Origin of the sequence: Butyrivibrio fibrisolvens (assembly GCF_023206215.1) — a bacterium.
Taxonomy (GTDB): domain Bacteria; phylum Bacillota; class Clostridia; order Lachnospirales; family Lachnospiraceae; genus Butyrivibrio; species Butyrivibrio fibrisolvens_C.
Genome location: NZ_CP065800.1, coordinates 598327 through 624738, shown reverse-complemented (window position 1 = coordinate 624738; position 26412 = coordinate 598327). Strand labels below are relative to the sequence as shown.

General features: G+C 43.5%; 18 protein-coding genes, 14 tRNA genes and 3 rRNA genes. 32 read left to right on the top strand and 3 right to left on the bottom strand.

Features of this window, described 5'->3' with window-relative positions:
* Positions 1-128 precede the first annotated feature (128 nt).
* From I7804_RS02565 to I7804_RS02410, 32 genes are all read left to right on the top strand, one after another.
* On the top strand, positions 129-1133 hold the full coding sequence (locus I7804_RS02565; protein WP_248404780.1) for an SCP2 sterol-binding domain-containing protein: 1005 nt from the start codon (positions 129-131) through the stop codon (positions 1131-1133).
* Positions 1134-1179: 46 nt separating this feature from the next.
* Complete coding sequence (locus I7804_RS02560; protein WP_248404778.1) at positions 1180-1827, top strand: rhomboid family intramembrane serine protease; 648 nt, start codon at positions 1180-1182, stop codon at positions 1825-1827.
* Positions 1828-1896: 69 nt separating this feature from the next.
* Entirely contained in the window at positions 1897-2307 is a 411-nt protein-coding gene (locus tag I7804_RS02555) for an HIT family protein (protein ID WP_022755225.1), read from the top strand.
* Positions 2308-2321: 14 nt separating this feature from the next.
* Positions 2322-3164: a fumarate hydratase gene (locus tag I7804_RS02550; protein WP_027205028.1), complete on the top strand. Its 843-nt coding sequence runs from the start codon at positions 2322-2324 to the stop codon at positions 3162-3164.
* Positions 3165-3270: 106 nt separating this feature from the next.
* A complete protein-coding gene (locus tag I7804_RS02545; protein WP_022756250.1) occupies positions 3271-3801 on the top strand; it encodes a Fe-S-containing hydro-lyase in 531 nt (176 codons plus the stop codon).
* A gap of 256 nt (positions 3802-4057) precedes the next feature.
* Positions 4058-4145, top strand: a tRNA-Ser gene (locus I7804_RS02540).
* A gap of 534 nt (positions 4146-4679) precedes the next feature.
* A 16S ribosomal RNA gene (locus tag I7804_RS02535) occupies positions 4680-6224 on the top strand.
* 140 nt (positions 6225-6364) lie between these two features.
* Positions 6365-6482, top strand: a 5S ribosomal RNA gene (rrf, locus tag I7804_RS02530).
* 5 nt (positions 6483-6487) lie between these two features.
* A tRNA-Ala gene (locus tag I7804_RS02525) sits at positions 6488-6560 on the top strand.
* 245 nt (positions 6561-6805) lie between these two features.
* Positions 6806-9721: ribosomal RNA gene (locus I7804_RS02520) — 23S ribosomal RNA — on the top strand.
* The 16S, 23S and 5S rRNA genes sit together here with 13 tRNA genes alongside, the layout of an rRNA operon.
* A 97-nt stretch (positions 9722-9818) precedes the next feature.
* Positions 9819-9892, top strand: a tRNA-Asp gene (locus I7804_RS02515).
* Positions 9893-9932: 40 nt separating this feature from the next.
* Positions 9933-10005 (top strand) — tRNA-Val (locus I7804_RS02510).
* Positions 10006-10039: 34 nt separating this feature from the next.
* Positions 10040-10112 (top strand) — tRNA-Thr (locus tag I7804_RS02505).
* Between the two features lie 9 nt (positions 10113-10121).
* Positions 10122-10203, top strand: a tRNA-Tyr gene (locus I7804_RS02500).
* A gap of 51 nt (positions 10204-10254) precedes the next feature.
* Positions 10255-10328 (top strand) — tRNA-Met (locus tag I7804_RS02495).
* A 6-nt stretch (positions 10329-10334) separates the two neighbouring features.
* Positions 10335-10407: transfer RNA gene (locus I7804_RS02490), tRNA-Phe, on the top strand.
* Between the two features lie 45 nt (positions 10408-10452).
* Positions 10453-10526, top strand: a tRNA-Asp gene (locus I7804_RS02485).
* A gap of 41 nt (positions 10527-10567) precedes the next feature.
* A tRNA-Val gene (locus I7804_RS02480) sits at positions 10568-10640 on the top strand.
* A 35-nt stretch (positions 10641-10675) separates the two neighbouring features.
* Positions 10676-10748 (top strand) — tRNA-Thr (locus I7804_RS02475).
* Between the two features lie 10 nt (positions 10749-10758).
* A tRNA-Tyr gene (locus I7804_RS02470) sits at positions 10759-10840 on the top strand.
* Positions 10841-10891: 51 nt separating this feature from the next.
* Positions 10892-10965, top strand: a tRNA-Met gene (locus I7804_RS02465).
* Between the two features lie 6 nt (positions 10966-10971).
* Positions 10972-11044, top strand: a tRNA-Phe gene (locus I7804_RS02460).
* A 245-nt stretch (positions 11045-11289) separates the two neighbouring features.
* Positions 11290-12693, top strand: coding sequence for an aminotransferase class I/II-fold pyridoxal phosphate-dependent enzyme (locus I7804_RS02455; protein WP_248404776.1), 1404 nt, complete (start codon positions 11290-11292; stop codon positions 12691-12693).
* A gap of 27 nt (positions 12694-12720) precedes the next feature.
* Entirely contained in the window at positions 12721-13314 is a 594-nt protein-coding gene (locus I7804_RS02450) for a guanylate kinase (RefSeq protein WP_027217306.1), read from the top strand.
* Between the two features lie 117 nt (positions 13315-13431).
* Complete coding sequence (locus tag I7804_RS02445) at positions 13432-13872, top strand: YaaR family protein (protein WP_248404774.1); 441 nt, start codon at positions 13432-13434, stop codon at positions 13870-13872.
* Between the two features lie 98 nt (positions 13873-13970).
* Positions 13971-15014 (top strand): ATP-binding protein, encoded by a 1044-nt coding sequence (locus I7804_RS02440; protein WP_092041399.1) that lies wholly within the window; start codon positions 13971-13973, stop codon positions 15012-15014.
* Between the two features lie 114 nt (positions 15015-15128).
* Positions 15129-16598 (top strand): PSP1 domain-containing protein, encoded by a 1470-nt coding sequence (locus I7804_RS18910; protein ID WP_282570458.1) that lies wholly within the window; start codon positions 15129-15131, stop codon positions 16596-16598.
* Positions 16599-16615: 17 nt separating this feature from the next.
* Positions 16616-17389, top strand: a complete 774-nt coding sequence (locus I7804_RS02430) for a tRNA1(Val) (adenine(37)-N6)-methyltransferase (protein WP_110072447.1) — start codon at positions 16616-16618, stop codon at positions 17387-17389.
* Between the two features lie 55 nt (positions 17390-17444).
* Positions 17445-18317: a 16S rRNA (cytidine(1402)-2'-O)-methyltransferase gene (gene rsmI, locus I7804_RS02425; protein ID WP_022759234.1), complete on the top strand. Its 873-nt coding sequence runs from the start codon at positions 17445-17447 to the stop codon at positions 18315-18317.
* A 37-nt stretch (positions 18318-18354) separates the two neighbouring features.
* Complete coding sequence (locus I7804_RS02420) at positions 18355-19653, top strand: glycoside hydrolase family 27 protein (protein ID WP_022755666.1); 1299 nt, start codon at positions 18355-18357, stop codon at positions 19651-19653.
* 355 nt (positions 19654-20008) lie between these two features.
* Positions 20009-21622, top strand: coding sequence for a phosphoenolpyruvate carboxykinase (ATP) (gene pckA, locus I7804_RS02415; RefSeq protein ID WP_248404772.1), 1614 nt, complete (start codon positions 20009-20011; stop codon positions 21620-21622).
* A 97-nt stretch (positions 21623-21719) separates the two neighbouring features.
* Positions 21720-22190 (top strand): restriction endonuclease, encoded by a 471-nt coding sequence (locus I7804_RS02410; protein ID WP_248404771.1) that lies wholly within the window; start codon positions 21720-21722, stop codon positions 22188-22190.
* Between the two features lie 234 nt (positions 22191-22424).
* Here the strand turns inward: I7804_RS02410 and I7804_RS02405 are convergent, their stop codons facing one another.
* The 3 genes from I7804_RS02405 to I7804_RS02395 all read right to left on the bottom strand — a co-directional run bounded on the left by I7804_RS02405 (position 22425) and on the right by I7804_RS02395 (position 26343).
* Entirely contained in the window at positions 22425-23309 is an 885-nt protein-coding gene (locus I7804_RS02405; protein ID WP_248404770.1) for a hypothetical protein, read from the bottom strand.
* A 14-nt stretch (positions 23310-23323) separates the two neighbouring features.
* Positions 23324-24724 carry a hypothetical protein gene (locus tag I7804_RS02400; protein ID WP_248404769.1) on the bottom strand — a complete coding sequence of 467 codons (1401 nt, stop codon included), beginning with the start codon at positions 24722-24724 and terminating at the stop codon, positions 23324-23326.
* Positions 24725-24849: 125 nt separating this feature from the next.
* Positions 24850-26343 (bottom strand): hypothetical protein, encoded by a 1494-nt coding sequence (locus tag I7804_RS02395; RefSeq protein ID WP_248404768.1) that lies wholly within the window; start codon positions 26341-26343, stop codon positions 24850-24852.
* Between the last annotated feature and the right edge of the window lie 69 nt (positions 26344-26412).

Sequence of the window (26412 nt, the reverse complement as noted above, 5' to 3'; positions counted from 1 at the left end):
CATGAGGTTAAAGTTTGAAAGTGTTCCACTTTCAAACCCGAATTGGTGTCACGAGTTTCACCAATTCGAACCATTAGTCACTCGCTTTACTCGTGACATGAGGTTAATAATGGAGGAGCACATAAGCCATGAAGATCAACATTTACTACGGAGGCCGCGGCATTGTTGACGATCCGTCTTTGTATGTGATAAACAGAATGACGGATGTATTAAAAGAACTCAATGTCGAGGTACAAAGATTCAATCTGTTCGATCAAAAGAATGCAATAACAGCACTTCCTGGTACACTTAAAGATGCCGATGGTATCATTTTGTCTTCTACAGTTGAATGGTACGGTATCGGCGGATATCTCATGGAATTTTTAGATGCATGCTGGCTTTATGGCGATAAGGACAAGATAGGACGCATGTACATGATGCCTGTTATCATGTCTACTACATACGGAGAGCGCGAAGGCGTGACCAGCCTTGAGACGGCCTGGGAGATACTTGGAGGCCTTCCCTGCGACGGAGTATGCGGCTATATCGCTGATACTTCACTTTTTGACAGCAATCAGGATTATATACGTCTTATAGAAAAAAAGGCCGAGAACTTCTATAGGACTATCTCGCAGAAAATCCCCGCCCTTCCTGCAAGCAATCAGGTAGTAAAGCAGAAAGTCTCTCTCACCAAGAGCGTCGATCTGACTCCGCAGGAATCAGAACAGCTTTCTAAGTATGTCTCTGATGACAGATATGTTCAAACTCAAAAAGCTGATATTCAGGAGCTTTCTTCTCTTTTTCGTGATAAACTTAAAAATGATGAGCGCACGTCTACTTCAGAAGACTATTTAGATACATTCAAAAAGCATTACAGGCCTGATAATAAAGTTCAGGGAACATATGCTATAACTGTAACGGACAGACCTGGCATGAAGACCATGCTCTTAACGATTAGGGATAGTCTTGTCACACAAGTCATAGCTTCTGAAACAAGTGATATAGATGTTGCACTTTCTATGACCAAGGATTCTCTTGAAGAGATAGTTACAGGACGTATGACCTTCCAGAGAGCATTTATGGCAGGTAATATGAAGATGAAAGGCGATTTCAAGCTCTTGCGCGGGCTTGATCAGATTTTTGTTTTTGGATAAGTGACAGCGCGAAATTTAACGGATGTGAGGTTTGCAGTAGTTTTTTATGGCCAAGTATGATCAGCAGTGGTATAGGGATTTTTATGGAAGATATCTTACTTCCTTTGTTATGATAATTTTTTTACTTCTTAATGTATTGTTTTTTGTAAGTCAGATGATCCTTGGCAACAAACTTACAGACAGCGGAGCCTTGATCACAGATAATGTATATTATGGCGGTCAGCTGTACAGACTTATAACTGCAACCTTTCTCCACGCAGATATATCCCATATTGTTTCTAATATGATAGGGCTGTTCTTTATAGGAGGACTTATAGAGATAAGTGTAGGGCATATCGGCTTTGCACTCATATATCTCATGTCCGGTATAGGAGGCAACCTTGTATCTGTATATTATGAGAATTTCAAACACATAGAGCGCTATTCAATAGGAGCAAGTGGAGGAGTATTTGGCCTTATCGGGGCTCTGCTCATTCTCACTGCATATGAAAGAATAAGGTCCGCAAGAGAAGGAAAACCAGCAGGCAGCCTTCTTTACAGGGGCCTTTTTGTGGTAGTATTTATGGTGGCTTCAGGCTTTACTGAAGGCGGTGTTAACAACACTGCTCATATAGGCGGACTTATAATGGGTATGATCGTGTGCACAGCACTGGTCCTTATCCGTGGCAGTAAGATCAAACCTATGCAGCTGTGATGCAAGTCGCAGCTGTATAATACATGATAATGTAGAAAAAATAAAAACAATCTACCAAAAGGAGAGCGTATGAAGAACGATAACTGTATTTTCTGTAAACTTGCAAATGGGGATATCCCAACCAATTCAATCTATGAAGATGATATGTTCAACGTGATACTGGACAATGGTCCTGCAAACCTTGGTCATGCACTTATTCTCCCTAAAGATCACAGCGCCAATGTTTTTGAGACTCCTGATGAAACACTTGGCAAAGCTATGATCCTTGCCAAGAAAGTAGCTCAAAAACTTAAAGATACACTTGAGTGCGATGGTGTCAATCTTGTTCAGAACAACGGAGCTGCTGCAGGACAGACTGTAGAGCATTTTCATCTCCATGTGATACCAAGATTTACTAACGATGGACAGACAATAGCATGGAAACCAACGCAGCCCGAAGATGACAAGCTTCGCGACATCTGCAAAAAGCTTAAGTTTTGATAATAGGTGGTAGTATGCGCGAACTTGATGTTAGTAATATAACAACTGCGGTGAAAGAGATGGTTATCTCTGCCAATTATCATCTTTCACCTGATATGAAAAAAGCACTTGATGATAATGCACTTTCTGAGAAATCTCCCCTTGGGAAAAGCATACTGACTCAGCTTCAAAAGAACCTTGAAATAGCTGACACTGACAAGATCCCGATCTGCCAGGACACAGGAATGGCCGTTGTATTTATAAAAGTCGGACAGGAAGTACACCTTGTAGGAGGAAGTGTCACAGATGCGATCAATGAAGGTGTAAGACAAGGATACACAGAAGGATATCTTAGAAAATCAGTAGTAGGAGATCCTCTTATAAGAGAAAATACCAAAGACAATACTCCTGCCGTGATCCATTTTGAGATAGTACCAGGTGACAAAGTTGAGATCACCTGTGCCCCCAAGGGCTTTGGAAGCGAGAATATGAGCAAGATCTATATGCTCAAACCTGCTGACGGAGAAGAGGGAGTGAAGAATGCCATACTTCAGGCCGTAAAGGATGCCGGCCCTAACGCATGCCCTCCTATGGTTGTCGGAGTAGGAATAGGTGGTACCTTTGAAAAATGCGCTATTATGGCCAAGCAGGCACTGACAAGACCTGCAGGAGAGCATTCGGATATACCATATATTAAAGATATGGAAGAGGAGATGCTAGAGCGTATCAATGCAACAGGTATAGGCCCCGGAGGACTGGGCGGATCTACTACAGCGCTTGCTGTTAATATAAACACCTATGCAACACATATAGCAGGACTTCCTGTTGCTGTTAACATCTGTTGCCATGTCAACAGACATATAAGCAGAACACTGTGAGAGGTTAAGTTTGAAAGTGTTCCACTTTCAAACCCAAATTGGTGTCGCGAGCTCCACCAATTTGAACCATTAGTCACTCGCTTTGCTCGCGACATGAGGTTAAAAAATGGAATACCATATTAATGCTCCTTTGACCAAAGAGGATACATCTAAGTTAAAAGCCGGGGATATGATATACATCACCGGAACTATATATACAGCAAGGGATGCGGCTCATAAGAGAATGTCAGAGGCTCTTTCAAAAAGTGGGAAGCTCCCCTTTGAACTTGATGGCAATATAATATATTACATGGGACCATCTCCTGCAAGACCGGGAAGACCTATAGGATCAGCCGGTCCTACAACAGCAAGCCGTATGGACAAGTATGCACCCTCACTTCTTGATCTTGGCCTTAGAGGCATGATAGGCAAGGGTAAGAGAACCAAGGAAGTACAGGATGCCATAGTCAGGAATAAAGCTGTGTATTTTGCTGCAATAGGCGGAGCTGGTGCCCTGCTATCCAAAGCCATAACTTCATCTGAGGTTATAGCCTATGATGATCTTGGAACAGAAGCCATCAGAAGACTTCACGTAGAGAACTTCCCTTGTATAGTTGTAATAGACTCAGAGGGAACCAATCTGTATGAACAGATTTAACACTTTCATGAATAGCATTTTTACGAATGTGTGATTTTGTAAATACAGTTCAAGAGGATCAGAATAGTTTGTAAATGTCTGAAAAAAATATTTATTATTATTGCGTAAAACGATTGACAAACAGGAAATGTCATCTGTATAATAAATGATGCGTCGCGAAGGAAGTATTTCGATATACGAGGTAGTATGATCGGCTTCTGGAGAGATGCTGAACCAAATATTTATACCATTTGGTAGAGTGGTTATTCAGACATGTGGAGAAATACTCAAGTGGCTGAAGAGGCGCCCCTGCTAAGGGTGTAGACCGGGCGACCGGTGCGCGGGTTCAAATCCCGCTTTCTCCGTTTTTCGATTTAATGCTTTTGCTTAAAGAGAATCTTGAGAGGTTTACAAGGTTCTTTTTTTGTCCCTTAAATATGAGCGATCGAATCGCTTATAAATAAGAAAAAGAAAATCGAAAAAAGATGTTGACAAAAAATCAGCATCAAGATATAATCATCTTCGCTGCGTAAGAAACGAGCTGTTTTGAAGAGCGAGAGCTTCATCAGACAACGAGCTGCAGCAAAAAATGATTCAAAAAGTTCTTGACAAGTTACTGGCAACGAGTTAAAATAAATCACGTTGCGGCGGACAAAGCCAAGACACAAAAGCTTAAAAGCCTTAAGGCAAGAGCTTTTGAAAGCACTTTGACAACTTAACAGTAATGCAACCCTGAAAATTCCAGTTCTTCTTTTGAAGAAGGACAGAATGTTCAGAAGAACAAAAACCAAAAGTAAATTTTTGATGGTTTAGCCACCATCAAACTGTTAGAAATAACAGTGGAGCAGAATTATTCTGATTAAGTCAGCATAAGTCTGAACCGGAAAGAACAATTATTTTAAAGTGAGAGTTCGATCCTGGCTCAGGATGAACGCTGGCGGCGTGCCTAACACATGCAAGTCGAACGGAGTTTAACGCTGATGAAGCTTCGGCAGATTCTTGTTAAACTTAGTGGCGGACGGGTGAGTAACGCGTGGGTAACCTGCCTCATACAGGGGGATAGCAGTTGGAAACGACTGATAACACCGCATAAGCGCACAGGATCGCATGATCTAGTGTGAAAATATTTATAGGTATGAGATGGACCCGCGTCTGATTAGCTAGTTGGTGAGGTAACGGCCCACCAAGGCGACGATCAGTAGCCGGCCTGAGAGGGCGGACGGCCACATTGGGACTGAGACACGGCCCAAACTCCTACGGGAGGCAGCAGTGGGGGATATTGCACAATGGGCGAAAGCCTGATGCAGCGACGCCGCGTGAGTGAAGAAGTATTTCGGTATGTAAAGCTCTATCAGCAGGGAAGAAAGACCTCGTAAGAGGGGATGACGGTACCTGAGTAAGAAGCCCCGGCTAACTACGTGCCAGCAGCCGCGGTAATACGTAGGGGGCAAGCGTTATCCGGATTTACTGGGTGTAAAGGGAGCGTAGACGGTGTATCAAGTCTGAAGTGAAACCCCACGGCTCAACCGTGGGCTTGCTTTGGAAACTGGTAGACTAGAGTACTGGAGAGGTAAGCGGAATTCCTGGTGTAGTAGTGAAATGCGTAGATATCAGGAAGAACATCAGTGGCGAAGGCGGCTTACTGGACAGCAACTGACGTTGAGGCTCGAAGGCGTGGGGAGCAAACAGGATTAGATACCCTGGTAGTCCACGCAGTAAACGATGAATACTAGGTGTTGGGAGACATAGTCTTTCAGTGCCGGCGCTAACGCAATAAGTATTCCACCTGGGGAGTACGTTCGCAAGAATGAAACTCAAAGGAATTGACGGGGACCCGCACAAGCGGTGGAGCATGTGGTTTAATTCGAAGCAACGCGAAGAACCTTACCAGATCTTGAGATCCAGATGAATTATGGGTAATGCCATAAGACCTTCGGGACATCTGAGACAGGTGGTGCATGGTTGTCGTCAGCTCGTGTCGTGAGATGTTGGGTCAAGTCCCGCAACGAGCGCAACCCTTGTCCATAGTAGCCAGCAGTAAGATGGGCACTCTATGGAGACTGCCAGGGATAACCTGGAGGAAGGTGGGGATGACGTCAAATCATCATGCCCCTTATGATCTGGGCCACACACGTGCTACAATGTCGTAACAAAGGGAAGCAACCCTGCGAAGGTGAGCAAATCCCAAAAATAACGACCCAGTTCGGACTGTAGGCTGCAACCCGCCTGCACGAAGCTGGAATCGCTAGTAATCGCAGATCAGAATGCTGCGGTGAATACGTTCCCGGGTCTTGTACACACCGCCCGTCACACCATGGGAGTCGGAAATGCCCAAAGTCAGTGGCCTAACCGTAAGGAGGGAGCTGCCTAAGGCAGGTCGGATAACTGGGGTGAAGTCGTAACAAGGTAGCCGTAGGAGAACCTGCGGCTGGATCACCTCCTTTCTAAGGAAAATAAAGAAGGAAGAAGTAGGGAGTTGCATTACTGTTTAGTTGTTAAAGCTAAAAGCTTTGAAAATACTACTTGACAGCTTAAATGCTTGAGAGTAAGATATCAAAGCGTTGAACATTTACAACATAACATTTCTGGTGTCGATGCGCTTGGGGGAAACACCCGTTCCCATCTCGAACACGACGGTTAAGACCTAAGCGGCCGAAAGTACTATACTGGTGACGGTATGGGAGGATAGGTGGATGCCAGTTTAAATGGGGGTGTAGCTCAGTTGGGAGAGCACCTGCCTTGCAAGCAGGGGGTCAAGAGTTCGAATCTCTCCATCTCCATTCGAGATAGTTCGCTATCTCAGATTGTTCCTTGAAAACCGAATACTGAAATATAGATTATATCAAGATCCAAAAGATCAAAGATATGTTCTATGTCCAAACCAAAAATCAAGACATCAAAAAAGATGAAGAAATTCATCAAGACCATTTCGAAAGAAATGGGCCTTATCTTACTCATATCGCTGTGAGAAAGATAAGAAGAGAATCCAGATGATCGAAAGATCAGGACTGATTCCTGCATAACAGGTTAAGTTATGTAGGGCGCAGGGCGGATGCCTTGGCACTAAGAGCCGATGAAAGACGTGATAAGCTGCGAAAAGCTGCGGGGAGAGGCAAATACTTTGTGATCCGCAGATATCTGAATGGGGCAACCTAACCAGGGAGACCCTGGTTGACCTTAACTGAATCCATAGGTTAAGGCCGGGAACCCGGTGAACTGAAACATCTAAGTAGCCGGAGGAAGAGAAAACAAAAGTGATTCCGTAAGTAGCGGCGAGCGAACGCGGAAGAGCCCAAACCGGAGAGCTTGCTTTCCGGGGTTCGGACTGCATGATCGATTCAAATCTGCTAACAGAAAGGTCCTGGAAAGACCTGCCAGAGAACGTGAAAGCCGTGTATGTGAAAGTGGAAGAGACGAGGCAGAATCCAGAGTAGGACGAGACACGTGAAACCTTGTCTGAATGAGCGGGGACCACCCCGTAAGGCTAAATACTACTTAGTGACCGATAGCGCATAGTACCGTGAGGGAAAGGTGAAAAGGACCCCGGGAGGGGAGTGAAAGAGAACCTGAAACCCTGTGCCTGCAAGCTGCGAAAGCTCTATATACGAGTGATCGCGTACTTTTTGTAGAACGGTCCGGCGAGTTATGTATACCGGCAAGGTTAAGTGTTTAAGACACGTAAGCCGAAGGGAAACCAAGTGTGAATAGTGCGAATAGTCAGTATACATAGACCCGAAACCGGGTGATCTATCCATGGACAGGATGAAGCGGCCGTAAAAGGCTGTGGAGGTCCGAACGCACATCCGTTGAAAAGGGTGGCGATGAGCTGTGGATAGGGGAGAAATTCCAATCGAACTCGGAGATAGCTGGTTCTCCCCGAAATAGCTTTAGGGCTAGCCTTGTAGCGTGCCTGTTGGAGGTAGAGCACTGAATATCCGCGGGGGCTTCACCGCTTACCAAAGATTATCAAACTGCGAATGCCAGTCAGGTTAAGCACAGGAGTCAGACTGCACGAGATAAGTTGGGCAGTCAAAAGGGAAACAGCCCAGATCTACGGCTAAGGTCCCAAAGTACGTGTTAAGTGGAAAAGGATGTGGGATTTCATAGACAGCTAGGATGTTGGCTCAGAAGCAGCCACCCATTCAAAGAGTGCGTAATAGCTCACTAGCCGAGAGGTCCTGCGCCGAAAATTACCGGGGCTAAAACACGACACCGAAGCCTAGGGATTGCTTGTATCTACGGGTATAAGTGATCGGTAGGGGAGCATTCATAAGAGCGTAGAAACTGTACCGATAAGGAGCAGCGGAGCGTTATGAAGAGAGAATGCCGGAATGAGTAGCGAGATGAGGGTGAGAATCCCTCAGGCCGAATATCCAAGGATTCCAGGGTAAAGCTGATCTGCCCTGGGGAAGTCGGGACCTAAGACGAGGCCGAAAGGCGTAGCCGATGGACAGCAGGTTGATATTCCTGCACCAGATATCATCAGAACTGTGGGGACACAGGTAATAAGGACAGCCCGGGAGAGCAGCCCGGGGCAAGCATGGCAAGAGGAAAGGGAGAAAACCCCTTTCGGGATCGAGCTGTGTGATGCGGAGCGAAATAAAGTAGTGAAGTGTCCGGAGGACCTGTCGAGAAAAGCCGCTATAGTGTGATATCTGCCCGTACCGTAAACCGACACAGGTGGATGAGGAGAGAATCCTAAGGCCGACGGAAGAAGCATTGCTAAGGAACTCGGCAAAATGTACCCGTAACTTCGGGATAAGGGTAGCCCTCATGTATGAGTATATGAGGGCCGCAGAGAAGAGGCTCAAGCAACTGTTTAGCAAAAACACAGGTCTATGCGAAACCGAAAGGTGAAGTATATGGGCTGACGCCTGCCCGGTGCTGGAAGGTTAAGAGGAGAGGTTAGAGCAATCGAAGCTTTGAATTTAAGCCCCAGTAAACGGCGGCCGTAACTATAACGGTCCTAAGGTAGCGAAATTCCTTGTCGGGTAAGTTCCGACCCGCACGAAAGGCGTAATGATTTGAGTACTGTCTCGGCAATGCATCCGGTGAAATTGAAGTGCCAGTGAAGATGCTGGCTACCCGCGCCAGGACGGAAAGACCCCATGGAGCTTTACTCCAGCTTGATACTGGGATCCGGTATTGTATGTACAGGATAGGTGGGAGGCTAAGAGATTGTGGCGTCAGCTGCAAAGGAGCCGCTGTTGGGATACCACCCTTACCGTACTGGATTTCTAACCATGGACCGTGAAACCGGTCCGGGGACAATGTCTGGCGGGGAGTTTGACTGGGGCGGTCGCCTCCGAAAGAGTATCGGAGGCGCTCAAAGGTTCCTTCAGGATGGACGGAAACCATCCGAAGAGTGCAAAGGCATAAGGGAGCCTGACTGTGACACCGACGGGTGGAACAGGTACGAAAGTAGGACTTAGTGATCCGGTGGCAGAACGTGGGATTGCCATCGCTCAACGGATAAAAGCTACCCTGGGGATAACAGGCTTATCACTCCCAAGAGTTCACATCGACGGAGTGGTTTGGCACCTCGATGTCGGCTCATCACATCCTGGGGCTGTAGCAGGTCCCAAGGGTTGGGCTGTTCGCCCATTAAAGTGGTACGCGAGCTGGGTTCAGAACGTCGTGAGACAGTTCGGTCCCTATCCGGCGCGGGCGTAGGATATCTGAGAGGAGCTGTCCTTAGTACGAGAGGACCGGGATGGACGGACCGCTGGTGTATCTGCTGCGAAGGCAATCGCATAAGGCAGGGTAGCCAAGTCTGGCAGGGATAAACGCTGAAGGCATCTAAGCGTGAAGCCCCCCTCAAGATGAGATATCCCCACGCAAGTGGTAAGACCCCTTGGAGAGTACGAGGTTGATAGGCACAAGGTGTAAGAGTGGTAACATTCTCAGCTGATGTGTACTAATAGGTCGAGGACTTAACCAAAAAAGTCTTGAAGAACTTTCAAATAAAGTGGTTGACAACATAGAAACAAACTGATATAGTATTCAGTGTTCGGTTTTCAGGGAACAATAAAGAATAAGGCCCGGTGGCTCAGTTGGTTAGAGCGCCGCCCTGTCACGGCGGAGGTCATGGGTTCGAGCCCCATTCGGGTCGCTTTCTACAGAACATCGTAGAAGTCCAGCTAATTAAATATGGGATCTTAGCTCAGCTGGGAGAGCATCTGCCTTACAAGCAGAGGGTCACAGGTTCGAGCCCTGTAGGTCCCACGCTTTAGATTTTATCTAAAGTTTTTTATGAAACGCCGATGTGGCTCAATTGGCAGAGCAGCTGATTTGTAATCAGCAGGTTAACGGTTCGAGTCCGCTCATCGGCTTTTTCATAAGGGTGGCTTCCCGAGTGGCCAAAGGGGACAGACTGTAAATCTGCTGCAAATTGCTTCGGTGGTTCGAATCCACCGCCACCCACTCGTTAACTTCATACTGATAATAGTGGGAGTTCTTGAAGGACTTCAATGACGCGGGGTGGAGCAGTCTGGAAGCTCGTCGGGCTCATAACCCGAAGGTCATAGGTTCAAATCCTGTCCCCGCTACTTTGTGCCTTGATAGCTCAGTTGGTAGAGCAACGGACTGAAAATCCGTGTGTCACCGGTTCGATTCCTGTTCAAGGCACTTTTTTTGTTCAAAGGCACGATACATTTTGTGCTTAATATATAAGGCCCGGTGGCTCAGTTGGTTAGAGCGCCGCCCTGTCACGGCGGAGGTCATGGGTTCGAGCCCCATTCGGGTCGTTCTTCTACAGAACATCGTAGAAGTCCAGCTAATTAAATACGGGATCTTAGCTCAGCTGGGAGAGCATCTGCCTTACAAGCAGAGGGTCACAGGTTCGAGCCCTGTAGGTCCCACGCTTTAGATTTTATCTAAAGTTTTCTATGAAAACGCCGATGTGGCTCAATTGGCAGAGCAGCTGATTTGTAATCAGCAGGTTAACGGTTCGAGTCCGCTCATCGGCTTTTTTCATAAGGGTGGCTTCCCGAGTGGCCAAAGGGGACAGACTGTAAATCTGCTGCAAATTGCTTCGGTGGTTCGAATCCACCGCCACCCACTTGATAACTTAATATTTGCAATAGTGGGAGTTCTTGAAGAACTTCAATGACGCGGGGTGGAGCAGTCTGGAAGCTCGTCGGGCTCATAACCCGAAGGTCATAGGTTCAAATCCTGTCCCCGCTACTCTGTGCCTTGATAGCTCAGTTGGTAGAGCAACGGACTGAAAATCCGTGTGTCACCGGTTCGATTCCTGTTCAAGGCACTTTTTTTATTTTCGACATAAGTATATCTTATGTCTTTTTTTATGTCATATTTTCTGGTATTAAACTCATAAGATCATCAAATATCCTATTGGGGATATATGATGATCTTATTTTCTTTCAAATATACGATGCAATAGTGAAGATTCTTTACAATATTCAAGATAGTCCTGTCATGGTATAATAGATAAGTTATTAATAGTGGTAGTGCAAAGTTTTGCAGATAATAATACATTTGGAGATACTATTGGGACAGTTATGGGATAAGCTTGGTGATCTTAGCAGAAGCAATATGTATCCTTATCATATGCCGGGCCATAAGAGAAATGCAGGCTGCGGCATGGATACAGCTCTTTTCTTTGATCATGATATTACAGAGATAGATGACTTTGATAACCTGCATGATGCAAGAGATATTATAATGGATTGCCAGAACAGGGCTAATGCTCTGTATAAGGCAGGTGAGACATACTTCCTTGTAAATGGCTCGACCTGCGGCGTTCTGTCGGCCATATCGGCTGTTACAGGCGATGGAGATACTATCCTTACTGCAAGGAACTGTCACAAGTCTTTATATCATGCTGCCTATCTTAGAAATCTTAAGCTGGAATATTTATATCCTCAGCGTATAAGCGGCTATGATTTCTGCGGCGCTGTTAAGCCGGAAGATATAGATGCTGCGCTTAAGGCGGGAACTTCTATCAAAGCAGTGTTTATCACATCACCTACTTATGAGGGTGTGTATTCGGATGTCAGGGCTATTGCTGACATAGCCCATTCATATGGCGCAGCTTTGATAGTAGATGAAGCTCACGGGGCACATCTTGGAATAAGTGATCGTATAAGTGAAGGTGCTATTGAAGGGGGAGCTGATATTGTAATACACAGTCTTCATAAGACACTTCCCAGCATCACTCAGACAGCGCTTTTACATGTGAATGGGACGATAGTTGACAGGGACAGGCTTAAGAGGTTTCTAAGGATCTATCAGACTAGTAGTCCGTCGTATCTTATGATGGCGTCTATTGATGACTGCATCACTTATATGACTGCTAATGGGAATCTGTGGGCCGATAGCCTTATGTCTTATCATGACAAGATCATAGATGCTACAAGACAGTTACAGCACCTTGAGATCCCGGATGATAATATAGTCAATGACCCATGCAAGGTAGTTATCTCCTGCAGGAATACATCTATAAGCGGATCACAGCTATATGATCTGCTGAGGACCAGATACGCTCTGCAGCCTGAGATGGCATGTGAAACCTATGTTCTTATGATAATCACTGGCATGGACACCATAGAGGGCATAGATAGACTTATAGAGGCCGTAGAAGATATAGATAGAAGACTGGGCTTTGCTCGCGACACGAGGTTAAAGAATGATACTCTTTCTACGGATACGGCTCCAAAAGCTATAAAGACTTTGCGTGATGCATGGGATAGCGGCTATGAAGAGGTGATCCTGGAATCAGCAGTAGGACGTATAGCAGGAGATTTCGTGAACTTATATCCGCCTGGGATACCTATCATAGTTCCCGGAGAAGAGATCTCTCAAGATATTGTAAGTACTATCCGCGACAGTTTATCCAAAGGACTTAATGTTCAGGGAATTTCAGAGACAGGTAAGATAAGAGTTATTACCTGAAATTAAATATACATTGTGAGGTTTAATATGGGGAAAATAGTTCTGCTCATGGGTAAGAGCACTACAGGAAAAGATACAGTTTATAAAAATCTTCTGGAAAAGCATATTCTGGATCTAAAAAAAGTTGTTTTATATACCACAAGACCCATGCGAGACAAGGAAGAAAATGGCGTTCAGTACTACTTTTGTGATGAAGAGGGTTATCAGAAGTTTTTGAATGACCGAAAGATAATAGAAGGACGTACTTACGACACATGTTATGGACCGTGGCGATATTTTACCGTAGATGACGGGCAGATAGATCTAAGCCTTGGAAGCTTTCTGATGATCGGTACTCTTGAAGCCTATGAGTCCATGAAGGAATATTTTGGGGCCGACAAGGTGGTTCCTGTTTATATCGAGATCTCTGACAGGATCCGCATGGAGAGAGCCATGCACAGGGAGAATAAACAAGAGCACCCCAAGTATGATGAGATGTGCCGTAGATATCTTGCAGACGAGGAAGATTTTTCCGAAGAAAAGATAAAAGAAGCAGGAATCACGCGCAGATTCAATAACGAGGGCTCAATTGATCAGATACTGGGTGAGATAACGTCATACCTAAAAGATATGGGTGTCTGATATTTGTTATCTGTAAGAGGACTTTTAGTATCAAAGATCGGTTGCCTTGCGTAGGATCTGGATGTGATCTTATAAGTTTTATTCCTGCGTGATAATAAAGCGTAAGGAGGCGATTGCATGGATATTAAAGTCGGTCAAGTGCAGCAGACTCAGCAAGTACAGCAGACAGATGCTGCCCAGATAGTTGATGATCAGTTTAAGTTCACTCTGGCATCAAAACTTGAAGACTCAACCCTTGCAGAACGCCTTACGACTATGATGCAGGACATACAGCAGCAAGGCAAGCTTATTGGCAAGAAGCATGATATCAGAGATATGCAAAGGTATAGGAAGCTTATCAAGGAATTCCTCAACGAAGTCATTACAAGATCACATGCTTTTTCCAGAGAGAACTTTCTGGATAGAAAAGGGCGCCACCGCGTATACGGAATAGTGAGACTTGTTAATGAGAATCTTGATGCTCTTACGCAGGAGCTTTTCAAAGATGAGAAGGATCATATCGCTATAATGGGGAGAATAGGCGATATTGAAGGGCTGATACTTGATATTTTTACTTGAGTTATTGAACTTTACGTTCAATAATGTATTTTTGTAAGTCTATGAATGTGTCAGTACATATGTAGCGATAATCATTATTTGTAAAAAGAGGACTGGGAATGGCTGATTTTGCCGATATAATCGGACAAAAGCAGATGATAGATCATCTGCAGAATGCGCTGCGTACAGGTAAAGCATCGCATGCATATATAATCACAGGAGAAAAGGAGTCCGGCAAGGAGTTCATTGCAAGAATATTCGCGCAGACTTTGCAGTGCACAGACAGGCATGAAGAATACGGCCTTTTAGAGCCATGTCACGAGTGTCATTCCTGCATTCAGGCAGAAAGCGGCAGTAATCCTGATATAATAACAGTAACCCACGACAAGCCAAACACTATAAGTGTTGATGAAGTCCGTGCTATCTGTGACGATGTTGTTATCAAGCCATATGCAGGGCCTTACAAGATCTATATTTTCCCTGATGGAGAAAAAATGAATATTCAGGCTCAGAATGCGCTTTTAAAGACGCTGGAAGAGCCGCCGTCTTACGTTGTCATGCTGATACTTACAGACAATCTTGATGTCTTTTTGCCAACGATTCTTTCAAGGTGCGTAGTGCTTCCCATGAAGCCGGCGCCGGATGATGCTATTAAGAATTTTCTCATGAAAGAGTACCATACTCCTGATTATAGGGCGGATCTGTGCGTCTCATTTGCAAGGGGTAATGTGGGCAAAGCGATCATGCTGTCTCAGAATGAAGACTTCGACAGGATGAGAAAGCAGACCTTTGGCCTTCTTCAGAAGATAAGCCGAAAAGAGCTCCATGAGATCCTTGATATGGTCAAAGAAATAGAGACACCTCTGGACGAATCAGGGAATGAAGCGAATGCTGACAAGAAGGAAGTTATATCCGATTTTTTGGATATGCTGCTGTTCTTTTTTAGGGATGTACTGGTATATAAAGCCACGGAAAGTGACGGGGGCTTGATTTTCGCAGGCGACCTATCGTATATTAGAGATACGGCTGAAAAATGCACTTTTGAGGGCTTAAATGCCATAGTCAAACTTATCACTAAGACGCGAAGAAGGATACAAGTTAACGTCAATCCCGACATTGCAGTTGAGATGCTTATGATCGGAATAAAGGATAATATGGCATGAATAGCTTGCCAAGGTTGAAAGTCATATAGTTATAAGTGGACAAAAAGTTTCTTAATAATAAAAAAATTTAATAGATTGAAAATGATCCTAAATCATCATAGAAACGAGGTTAAGATGACCAGAGTAATAGGCGTACGTTTTCGTACTGCCGGAAAGATATATTTTTTTGATCCGGGAGAATTAGAAATTAAAAGAGGCAGCCATGTTATCGTGGAGACTGCCAGAGGCATAGAGTACGGAACTGTTGTGGCTCCTGCATATGACGTTGAGGATGAGAAGGTTGTAAAGCCAATCAAGACAGTCATCCGTATTGCCAATGAAGTTGATGAGAATCAGGAAAAAGAGAACAGAGTCAAAGAGAAGGAAGCTTTCAAGGTATGTCAGGAGAAAATCCGTAAGCACGGCCTTGATATGAAGCTTATTGACGCTGAGTATACTTTTGATAACAATAAGATCCTTTTCTACTTTACTGCAGATGGAAGGATTGACTTCCGTGCGCTTGTTAAGGATCTTGCGGCTGTATTCAGGACCAGGATAGAGCTGCGCCAGATCGGTGTAAGAGATGAGACCAAGATAATAGGCGGATATGGAATCTGCGGAAGACCTCTTTGCTGCCATTCATATCTTTCTGATTTTGCGCCTGTGTCTATCAAGATGGCCAAGGAACAGAACCTCTCTCTTAACCCTACCAAGATATCCGGTGTGTGCGGAAGACTTATGTGCTGTCTTAAGAATGAAGAAGAGGTCTATGAAGAGCTCAACAAGAAGCTTCCTAAGGTTGGAGATATCGTAAGAACAGATGACGGATTTGAAGGTGAGGTTGCTAATGTAGGTGTACTGCGTCAGACTGTCCGTATCCTTGTAGATGTTAATGATGAAAAAGAGGTTCACGATTATACAGCTGATCAGGTACACTTTGTAAGGAAGAAGTCCAAGCATGGTAATGAAGCTAAGGCTGATAGGATCGAAGAAGTAAGCCTTGAAGAATTAAAGGCTCTTGAGGATAGCGGTACAAGCGGAGACCTTGACAGTGAGGAGACTCCTAATCAGGGGCAGCCAAGAAATCAGGGAAGAAATAACAAAAATCAAGGTTCAAGGGGCTCCAGACCTCAAAGAAGCGATAACAATAACAGAAATTCTGATAATAGAAATAATGACAATAGGAATGCTTACAACAAGAGCGCTGATTCCAGAAATAATGACGGCAGAAATTCCGACAATATAGAGAACAGCACAAGGAATGCTGATAACAGAACTTACGACAATAGAGAACATGGCAGCAGTTCAGACAGTAGGAACTACGATAACAGAAATAATGACAACAAAAATGTAAACAACAAAAATAACGACAACAGAAACAGATCTGACAATAATCGCGACAATAATTCACAGGGTAATGGACGCAGGCAGGACAACCAAAACTCACATGATAACGGCCACGGTAATGGTCAAAGAGGCGGTAATCGTCACAACAACCGCCATAATAACAGACGTCAGAATCCTAATGCTAATGCTGCTGATCAGTCAAATGGTAATCAGCAGACAAACTCTCGTCAGAGCTCTGGTCAGGATTCAAATCAGTAATTGGATGGGATTTTCTAATGGAAGTTAAGTTAAAGCCGGGTGAAAGGATAGATGATCTTCAAAGAGACGGACTTAGGATAATACAAGATCCTGAACGTTTCTGCTTTGGGATGGATGCTGTACTTTTGTCCGGCTTTGCTGTATCTGCAGATCCGGTCAAGGGTATAGCAGTAGGCAACAACATGGAAGGAAAGCGTGTACTAGATATGGGCACCGGAACAGGCATCCTTCCTATTCTTTTGTCCTCTAAAACAAAGGCCCGTGAGCTGATAGGTCTGGAGATTCAGGAAGATAGTGCAGAAATGGCGGCAAGGAGTATAGATCTAAATGACCTTGCTCCAAGAGTATCTATAGTACGTGGTGATATAAAGGACGCAAGTAGTATATTCGGAGCCGCCTCTTTTGATGTGATAACCTGCAATCCCCCATATATGATAGGAGGTCACGGACTTCAGAATCCGGATTCTCCCAAGGCTATTGCAAGACATGAAGTCATGTGTACATTTGAAGACGTAGCAGAGCAGGCCAAGAAGCTGTTAAAGCCTTCAGGTAAGTTGTTCCTTGTTCACAGGCCATTCCGCCTGTCTGAGATCATGGTGACACTTACAAAGCACAGCCTTGAACCCAAACGTATGCAATTGGTATACCCTTATATTGATAAGGAACCTAACATGGTACTGATCGAGGCTGTCAGAGGCGGCAAGCCAAGGATAGCTGTAGAAAGACCGCTTGTCATATATAAAGCACCGGGCGAATATACCAAAGAAGTATATGATATATATGGATATTAATGATATAGGTATTAATGAATTATAATAGCAAGTGGCAATAAATATGAGTAATAATATGAATAATAATACAAATAGTAAATGTGGAATGCTCTATCTGTGTGCAACCCCCATAGGCAATCTTAAAGATATAACAGCAAGAGTTTTAGAGACTCTTAATATGGTTGATATCATAGCTGCAGAGGATACCAGAAACAGCATACATCTTCTGACTCATTTTGATATACATACACCTATGACCAGCTACCATGAATACAACAAGGTAGACAAGGCCTATTATCTTATAGATCAGATGAAGGAAGGCAAGAACATCGCCCTTATAACAGATGCAGGAACTCCCGGAATATCTGATCCCGGTGAAGTCCTTGTTAAGATGTGCCATGAATCAGGCATCACAGTAACATCTCTTCCGGGACCGGCTGCATGCATCACAGCCCTGACTCTTTCCGGGCTTCCAACCAGAAGATTCTGTTTCGAAGGATTCCTGCCCGGAAGTGATGACAAGAAAGCCAGGAAAGATATCTTGGAAGATCTCAAGGATGAGAGTCGTACCATGATAATCTACGAAGCACCTCATCATCTAAAAGCGGCTCTTGCAGACCTGTATGAAACACTTGGCGACCGCAATATGGCTATCTGCAGAGAACTTACCAAGAGATTTGAAGAAGTAATGCCGACAACTCTTAAAGCTGCAATAGATTATTATAATGAAAACGACCCAAGAGGCGAATATGTCATGGTCATAGAAGGAAAGAGCCTTAATGACCAGAAAAAGGAAAAGCAAAAAGAGTGGCTTTCCATGTCAATAGAAGAGCACATGGAGTACTACGAAAGCCAGGGAGTATCTCATAAGGATGCTATGAAAAAAGTTGCATTAGATAGAGGCGTTCAGAAACGTGAAATCTATCAGGCATTAATAAAAAAAGACTAACAAGCTTTGAAAAGAGATCAAAGCCAGGAGGAGCAGTATGTCAGACAAGCATGTAGCCAAATATCCCCCCATGGGATGGAATTCATGGGACTGTTATGGAGCAAGTGTAACCGAGGAAGAACTCCTTGGTAATGCAAGATACATGGCAGAGAATCTTAAGGAGTACGGATGGGAGTATATAGTCTGTGACATTCAGTGGTCAGAGCCAACAGCAGATTCATGCTGGTATCACAAGTTCGCAGAGCTCAACATGGATGAGTATTCAAGACTTATCCCTGCAGAGAACAGATTCCCATCATCTAAAGGTGGACAGGGCTTTAAGCCTATAGCCGATCAGATCCATGATATGGGTCTTAAGTTCGGTATCCACATCATGCGCGGAATCCCGCGTCAGGCAGTTCATAGAAATACCAAGATACTTGGAACTGATAAGACAGCAAGAGACATAGCACATCCTGCATCTATCTGTGTATGGAATACAGATATGTACGGAGTTGATGCAAGTCAGGAAGGCGCTCAGGAATATTATGACTCAATATTTGAGCTTTATGCCAGCTGGGGAGTTGACTATGTCAAGGTTGATGACCTTGCAAGAGTTGACGTAGGACCTGACGCACCAGGAGCAGGTTTTTCTGAGATAAGACTTATCAGAAATGCAATCGAGAAGTGCGGAAGACCTATAGTCCTTAGCCTTTCACCGGGACCTGCAAGAGTTGACCAGAAGGACTTCCTGTTAGAGAATGCCAATATGTGGCGTATGACAGATGATTTCTGGGACAAGTGGGAACTTCTCTATGGCATGTTCGAAAGAGCTGATGCATGGGCAGGAATCGGATGCAAGGATCACTGGCCGGACTGTGATATGCTTCCTCTTGGTCACATCGGAGTAAGGACTACACCTGACAGGCATGATGACAGGATGACAAACTTCACTCAGGATGAGCAGAGACTTCTCATGACACTTTGGTGCATATTCAGATCACCTCTTATGTTCGGCGGAGAGCTTCGCGACAACGACCCGTTCACACTGGGTCTTCTTACTAACAAGAAACTCCTTAAGATGCACAGAGACGGACGTAAGGCTCGTCAGATCTCAAGGAAAAAAGACATAGTAACCTGGATGTCCAAGACCAAGGATGGCATAAAATATCTTGCGATCTTCAATCTTAATGATGAAGTCAAAGAAGTAAAGCTTAAGTTTGAAGACTATGGTTTTGATAAAGATGCAAAAGTCAGCTGTACAGAGATATGGTCAGGACGACAGGGAAGTCTTGAAAACGGAGACAAGATAGCTCTTAATCCTCACGGATGCATGTGTTTTGAGATAGAGGCATGATAGCTTCATTCTTGAATAACAGGCTAATGTTTTTGGTCAAAATTGCCGATATAATACTTGGCGAATGTCCATGTGGAACGTTAACAAAAGCTAACGTTCCACATACTTAAAATACAAGGAATTTTACAATTTTTTAACTTTGTATTTTGGATTTTATGATGACATAGACCTTAAAACCATGTATAATGACGGGTGTAGATTGGTAAACTTTTATCATACTAATCTTTATGCTGCAAAACATTTTTGCAGCTAACGATTGAATTTGTGATAGGTTATCAGACACAAGTTTTCGTGTGGAAACTCACTCCACATTTCAACCGCAAATTTTTAATTGTCCATAAAGGAGGCTTAAAAAATGAGCAATGTAGATTTATCACAGTATGGCATCTCTGATGTCAAAGAAGTTGTTTACAATCCTTCATACGAACAGCTTTTCAAGGATGAGACAGATCCTTCTCTTACAGGTTTTGATAAGGGTCAGGAAACAGAGCTTGGCGCTGTTAACGTTATGACAGGTATTTACACAGGACGTTCTCCTAAAGATAAGTTCATCGTAGAAGATGAGAAGTCTAAGGATACAGTATGGTGGACATCTGAAGAATATCCTAACGATAACCACAGAGCATCACAGGCTGCATGGGATGCTTGTAAGAAGCTTGCAGTAGAAGAGCTTTCAGGCAAGAAGCTTTATGTTATAGATGGTTTCTGCGGAGCTAATGAAGGAACACGTCTTGCTGTTCGTTTCATCATGGAAGTAGCTTGGCAGGCACACTTTGTTAAGAACATGTTCATCCGTCCTACAGATGAAGAGCTTGCTAACTTCAAGCCTGACTTCGTTGTTTACAACGCTTCTAAGGCTAAGGTTGAGAACTACAAGGAACTTGGACTTAACTCTGAGACAGCAGTTCTTTTCAACGTAACATCTAAGGAACAGGTTATCCTTAACACATGGTACGGCGGAGAGATGAAGAAGGGTCTGTTCTCAATGCAGAACTATTTCCTTCCTCTTCAGGGCATCGCTTCTATGCACTGCTCAGCTAACACAGATATGGAAGGTAAGCACACAGCTATCTTCTTCGGTCTTTCAGGAACAGGTAAGACAACACTTTCTACAGATCCTAAGAGACTCCTCATCGGTGATGACGAGCACGGCTGGGATGACAACGGCGTATTCAACCTTGAGGGTGGATGCTATGCTAAGGTTATCGGCCTTGACAAAGAGTCTGAGCCTGATATCTACAATGCTATCAAGAGAAACGCTCTCCTTGAGAACGTAACAGTAGCTGCTGACGGCAAGATCGATTTCGATGACAAGTCCGTAACAGAGAATACTCGTGTATCATATCCTATCGAGTTCATCGATAAGATCGCACAGAAGGTTAACAAGATCTCTTCAGGTCCTGATGCTGATAACGTAATCTTCCTTTCAGCTGATGCTTTCGGAGTACTTCCTCCAGTATCAATCCTTACACCTGAGCAGACTAAGTACTACTTCCTGTCTGGTTTCACAGCTAAGCTTGCTGGTACAGAGAGAGGTATCACAGAGCCTACTCCTACATTCTCAGCTTGCTTCGGTCAGGCATTCCTTGAGCTTCATCCTACAAAGTATGCTGAAGAGCTCGTTAAGAAGATGGAGAAGTCCGGTGCTAAGGCTTACCTTGTAAATACAGGTTGGAACGGAACAGGTAAGAGAATCTCTATTAAGGATACTCGTGGTATCATCGATGCAATCCTTAACGGTGATGTTCTTAAGGCTCCTACTAAGAAGATTCCATTCTTCGATTTCGAAGTTCCTACAGAGCTTCCTGGAGTTGATCCTGCAATCCTTGATCCTAGAGATACATATGCTAACGCTTCTGAATGGGAAGAGAAGGCTAAGGATCTTGCATCAAGATTCCAGAAGAACTTCGTTAAGTACACAGGAAATGAAGCTGGTAAGGCACTTGTATCTGCAGGTCCTCAGCTCTAATAAAAAGTTTATCCTATGGCTTAATAGATCTTAAATATTTTCGCCCCTGGTCTTGTGATCAGGGGCGTTTTTAACACGCTAAGGCATGAGGTTAGTTATGGGGAATATTGTATTAACACCGGATCAAAAAGTGTATATTATACTTCTTGTATCATTAATATGCGTAGTAGTATTGGTACTGATACTAAAAAAGTTTAAGGTTCCAAAGCCGCCACTTGTGGATGAGCTTGAAGGCCATGACTTTGAATATTACTGCGCTGATCTTCTGAAGATGAATGGCTTTTCAAAAGTTGAAGTAACCAAAGGTTCAGGAGACTTTGGCGCTGATATCTTATGTGAAAGAAACGGAATCACATATGCCATTCAATGTAAGTGCTATGACAAGGATGTTGGAGTTCATGCGGTTCAGGAAGTATATGCAGCCAAGGACTATTATGACAGGATGGTGGCAGCAGTACTTTGCAACCAGTACTTTACAACTCCTGCAGCTATGATGGCTGACAAATTAAATGTTATGCTCTGGGACAGGGATTATCTGGATATGCTGCATGCAAGCTGTAAAGTTTAGAAAGTAACTTCCCGCCTGTAATAAGACCTTCTTCTAATAAACAGGGGGGTCTTGTAAAACATAGAGAGCTTGTGATATCCCGGGAAGGATGAGAAGAACCTGTTGACAGATCAGGTCATAAATAAGGAGAGTCTGTTTTGATTAACAAACTCTCCTTGTTGCAATAACATATATATTTTAATATGACTCAATATGAATGATCTAGAAAACTAGCTTACAGCATAATACACTCAGTTACTTCAGTGCCATGAAATCACTATAATCATATGATTTCGGTTCTACTTTGCTTTCGCTAATATAGTAAGGATTATTTTCTGCCCATGCAGCTACAACCATTGTCTGAGGATCAAAATCATTGGCAGTATGAGAAGCAAAGTATTCGCTTGTTCTGTCATTTACAAGGTATCCGCCAAGCATCTGGTAAGTTCCGGAGTCAAGAGGCTTTCCGGCATCTTGTACAGTCCAGGATACGGTACCCTCAGCATATCCATTGACAAAAGGATAAACCCATGTGGTAATCCCTTCATTGCCGGTAGAGCTTCCTGCAAATTTAGAAGTAATAGAATTTATTGTTCCTGTAAATCTATCTTTGATATACACTCCAGATACTTCCCTTACTTTTTTATATTGACCTGTAGTTTCCTCAGTATAACTTTCATTGCCTTGACCATTAGGATAATCATCTTCCCAATATCCGTAGAATGATCTGGTAAAAGTATAAGATGCATCTTTGTAGGTCTTAAAGATAGAGCCGTGTCCGTGCCTGTTGAAACCTACGAATTCGCCGTAGTATATAGTATAAACTCCGTATTGTTGATTTTCTGCTATAAGGTTATCCTGTCTGTAGATTCCTACACCGGTACCTGTTCCGCCTTTAGGATCATCCGGAACATATATTTCGATACCGTCGGCATCAGTTGCCATGTAGGCATCAATTGTGCCCTGATAGTAGAGAGATGTTGCATATGACATATCGCCTACAATAAGGGTGTTATACAGCATGTCCATATCAATCGTGGAAACGTTCGCAGCATATGCCGTATGGACGCCTCCAAGTGAGGTAACAAGGATAAATGAGGCAATAACTGTCAGGATTTTTTTGATAGTATTTCTTGTCATAGATAATCCTCCTATTAAATATCAGGAGCTTCGATCTCATCGAACTCATCAAAACCTATATAATCTGTAACAAGAGAGCAGTTACTTATATCTGCATCTTCAAATCCGATCATTTCGAAAAGAATCTGTTCACCAACTCCTGCAAGATCTATCTCTACAGTAGATGGAAGGAAGGTTTCACTGTCAACGTAGATTATCATATGTGATGTGATATCATCATAGTCAATCTCATCTTCAAGGAAGACACCGGAGAGGAAAAATTGTGTTTCAACAGCAAGTTTAAGATCATCTCCTGTAAGATCCATCTGCATAACATAGAACGAGGATTCATCTATTTCTGAAAGCTCTGGATCAACTTCATAATCTATAGAGCCATCTGCCAGCTTTTCGAAGAATTCGAAATCATATACACTTCCTATATATTCTTCTATCTCTTCAAGATCATCGCTGTCTGATTCAAGATCTTCTGTCTCCCAGTCTTCACCATCTTCTTTGTAGTAAGCGGAAGTACTCTTGCCATCAGTAAGGATATAGAATTCGTTTGCAGTTACATAATCGCCTTCTTTTATACCAAGTTCATCGCTGAACATGCTCTCTGTAAGGATCATGTGGCAGGATTTGTTTTTGCCAAGCAGTGCTTCAAGCTCATGATCCATGATGAGAGTAAGGTCAGCGGATTCGCCTGAGTCTGTAATATCTGCTACTAGCTCAAATACAGATCTGGCAGAGTAAGATGATACATCTTCCAATGCTTCATATACAGCGGCTGCAAGGTCTTCAGGAATTTCTGAATCACCGGATTTTTTGAAGCTCTTTTCTATCTTCTCCATGTCTTTGACATAGGACTTTTTGGCACCGGCTTCTTCAAGCAGCATCAGGCAGTATATGTTAACTTCCTCCTTGTCTATAAAGACAGTTATCCTGACATCGTTTTCGCCATAAAGCTCACCTGTGAAGCTGAAAGTGATAGCAGGGTTGCCTGCAATCTTGGTCTTACTGGTCTTAGATACATTAGTGAAGTCTTCACCTTCAAGTACACCCTCTTTGAAGTAACCAAGTATCTCATATTCATCATCTTCGGTCAGAGTTTTAAGTTCGCTGGAAGTAACATAATCCAGAAGCGATTCCTTCAGGATCATGAGAGCTGGGACATCATCATAGTCACCCAGATAATAGTACACAGCTTCATCATCGGGATCACCTTCCTTCTCACAATCATCGAAGGATTCAGGAAGAGTGAAGGTATAGCTTCCGAAGGTTTCAACATTGTCATCTTCTGTCTGGGAAGATTTATTTACCTGAATAGAGCCGGAACCTTTGGCTGATGCCGGAATAGAAGTGATGGGCAGCAACATGATGCCCATGTAAAGAGAAGCTGATACAGTGACACTAATAAGCTTTTTGATAGAAATCATAGATGGCCTCCTTGTCGATAAAACGCTCCTTGACACAACTTGAGCTCGTGGGGACACTCTATTTATATATCGGTATATGGGATAGCTTACCGTATATATTTTAAGAAAAAGATATATACTTCCTATTATTCAAAGGTTGATACTATATAGTCCAGATCTTCAAGATATGATGTATCAGAATCCTCATATTCAATAAGCAACAGTTCATAGAAGTAATCAGAATCCATGAAATGAGCTATTCGTATATCATTGTCACCCAATAATGATACTGTTGCGGTATATATTATTGCAGGGTATCCTGCAATTGTTATTTCTTCTGTTTCTGATATATAGTAAGAATCTTCTTCAAGCGTATCCTTGAAAGATTCCAGTATTTCTATAGCTTCTTCATCTGTAAGTCCGTTTACTTCGCCAGAATCGAAGTAATTTTCGATTGGTTCATAAGTCAGCATAATAAGAGGAAGATCATATTCATCTTCGCCGTAGAAATAAACTGTACCATCATTGTCATATTCAGGCTCGCCCCAATAGGAGGGGACAGTAAAGGTGTAGTAGCTAAACATATAATAGTATGAATCATCATCGGACTTGCTATTTTTAGTGGATGATACAGCATCACCTGATAAGGTAAGACTTACATCATCAAAATATGAATCTATAAGACTTCCGTTATATCTTATGCCGTGAAGCATAACTCTTATAGTGGTTGTTCCATCGGGAACTTCAGCACTTATGGTGAACTTTTCCCATTCAATAGCCCTTTGCTCTTTAGAATATGAGTCAATGACTTTACCTTTGGAATTCAGGAATATAAGCTCAAGGCGGGCAAGATCAGTAGGATCCTGATCATAAGTTGAAAGCATTGCACTAAGTACTGCCGTCTGCCCTTCAGCATCTGAATCTACATAGACATCCTGATATATGTAAGTATCTTCTGATGCACCATCAGATGGCCAGGCAAAATGGTCTCCGTCAGTAGCGTCATGCGCTGTCGTATCAGGATCATTATTCCATATTCCATCAGGATCTTCCCAGCCATCAAGTCCATCTTCAAAGCTGGGATTGGTCAGAAGATTACCGCTTTTAGACGTCTTGGATGAAGAGCTGCCATCAACGACAGTTCCTCTTATCATGCACATTCCTTTATTATCTGTGTCGTAGGCATATGACCAGGTAGAAGCGTTAGAGTCATAAAGATAATAGGTTCCCGGTTCGAGTGTAACATTGGGGAATGCATACCAGTTTACATTTTCTTTGCCTCCCTGGCCTTGTTCAGCCTGGACTGACCATGGACCATATTCGTCTCCTTCTTCTGATTCTATCCAGACGTAAGCATATTCCCACTCATCAACATCATCAGGATACCAGTGATAAGTCCAGATTCCGGTGATCAAAGTTGTTTCTTCTATTTCAAATACGACATCCTCAGAAGGTCCACTTGATACACCGGCAATGCTGCTGTTTTCATATATAACATCGCCATTATCGTAAAATTTTTCGCCCAGGGTATCATAAGAGTCTGCAGCACAGACATTGAAAGAAGAGAGCATCATCCCAGCGACCGGAATGCATAATGATAAAGATGATGCCTGTTTCAAGAAGTGATTTAAACATTTCATAGACGGCCTCCTTGTCATGAAAACTATCCTGTGTGTAACATAGGGAATCAATTTGTATCTCGGTACATA

Bases quoted from the DNA above. Each gene is read 5' to 3' on its own strand.
- I7804_RS02565 (WP_248404780.1), top strand. From the start codon at position 129: ATGAAGATCAACATTTACTACGGAGGCCGCGGCATTGTTGACGATCCG.
- I7804_RS02560 (WP_248404778.1), top strand. From the start codon at position 1,180: ATGGCCAAGTATGATCAGCAGTGGTATAGGGATTTTTATGGAAGATAT.
- I7804_RS02555 (WP_022755225.1), top strand. From the start codon at position 1,897: ATGAAGAACGATAACTGTATTTTCTGTAAACTTGCAAATGGGGATATC.
- I7804_RS02550 (WP_027205028.1), top strand. From the start codon at position 2,322: ATGCGCGAACTTGATGTTAGTAATATAACAACTGCGGTGAAAGAGATG.
- I7804_RS02545 (WP_022756250.1), top strand. From the start codon at position 3,271: ATGGAATACCATATTAATGCTCCTTTGACCAAAGAGGATACATCTAAG.
- I7804_RS02450 (WP_027217306.1), top strand. From the start codon at position 12,721: ATGGGGAAAATAGTTCTGCTCATGGGTAAGAGCACTACAGGAAAAGAT.
- I7804_RS02445 (WP_248404774.1), top strand. From the start codon at position 13,432: ATGGATATTAAAGTCGGTCAAGTGCAGCAGACTCAGCAAGTACAGCAG.
- I7804_RS02440 (WP_092041399.1), top strand. From the start codon at position 13,971: ATGGCTGATTTTGCCGATATAATCGGACAAAAGCAGATGATAGATCAT.
- I7804_RS18910 (WP_282570458.1), top strand. From the start codon at position 15,129: ATGACCAGAGTAATAGGCGTACGTTTTCGTACTGCCGGAAAGATATAT.
- I7804_RS02430 (WP_110072447.1), top strand. From the start codon at position 16,616: ATGGAAGTTAAGTTAAAGCCGGGTGAAAGGATAGATGATCTTCAAAGA.
- rsmI (WP_022759234.1), top strand. From the start codon at position 17,445: ATGAATAATAATACAAATAGTAAATGTGGAATGCTCTATCTGTGTGCA.
- I7804_RS02420 (WP_022755666.1), top strand. From the start codon at position 18,355: ATGTCAGACAAGCATGTAGCCAAATATCCCCCCATGGGATGGAATTCA.
- pckA (WP_248404772.1), top strand. From the start codon at position 20,009: ATGAGCAATGTAGATTTATCACAGTATGGCATCTCTGATGTCAAAGAA.
- I7804_RS02410 (WP_248404771.1), top strand. From the start codon at position 21,720: ATGGGGAATATTGTATTAACACCGGATCAAAAAGTGTATATTATACTT.
- I7804_RS02405 (WP_248404770.1), bottom strand. From the start codon at position 23,309: ATGACAAGAAATACTATCAAAAAAATCCTGACAGTTATTGCCTCATTT.
- I7804_RS02400 (WP_248404769.1), bottom strand. From the start codon at position 24,724: ATGATTTCTATCAAAAAGCTTATTAGTGTCACTGTATCAGCTTCTCTT.
- I7804_RS02395 (WP_248404768.1), bottom strand. From the start codon at position 26,343: ATGAAATGTTTAAATCACTTCTTGAAACAGGCATCATCTTTATCATTA.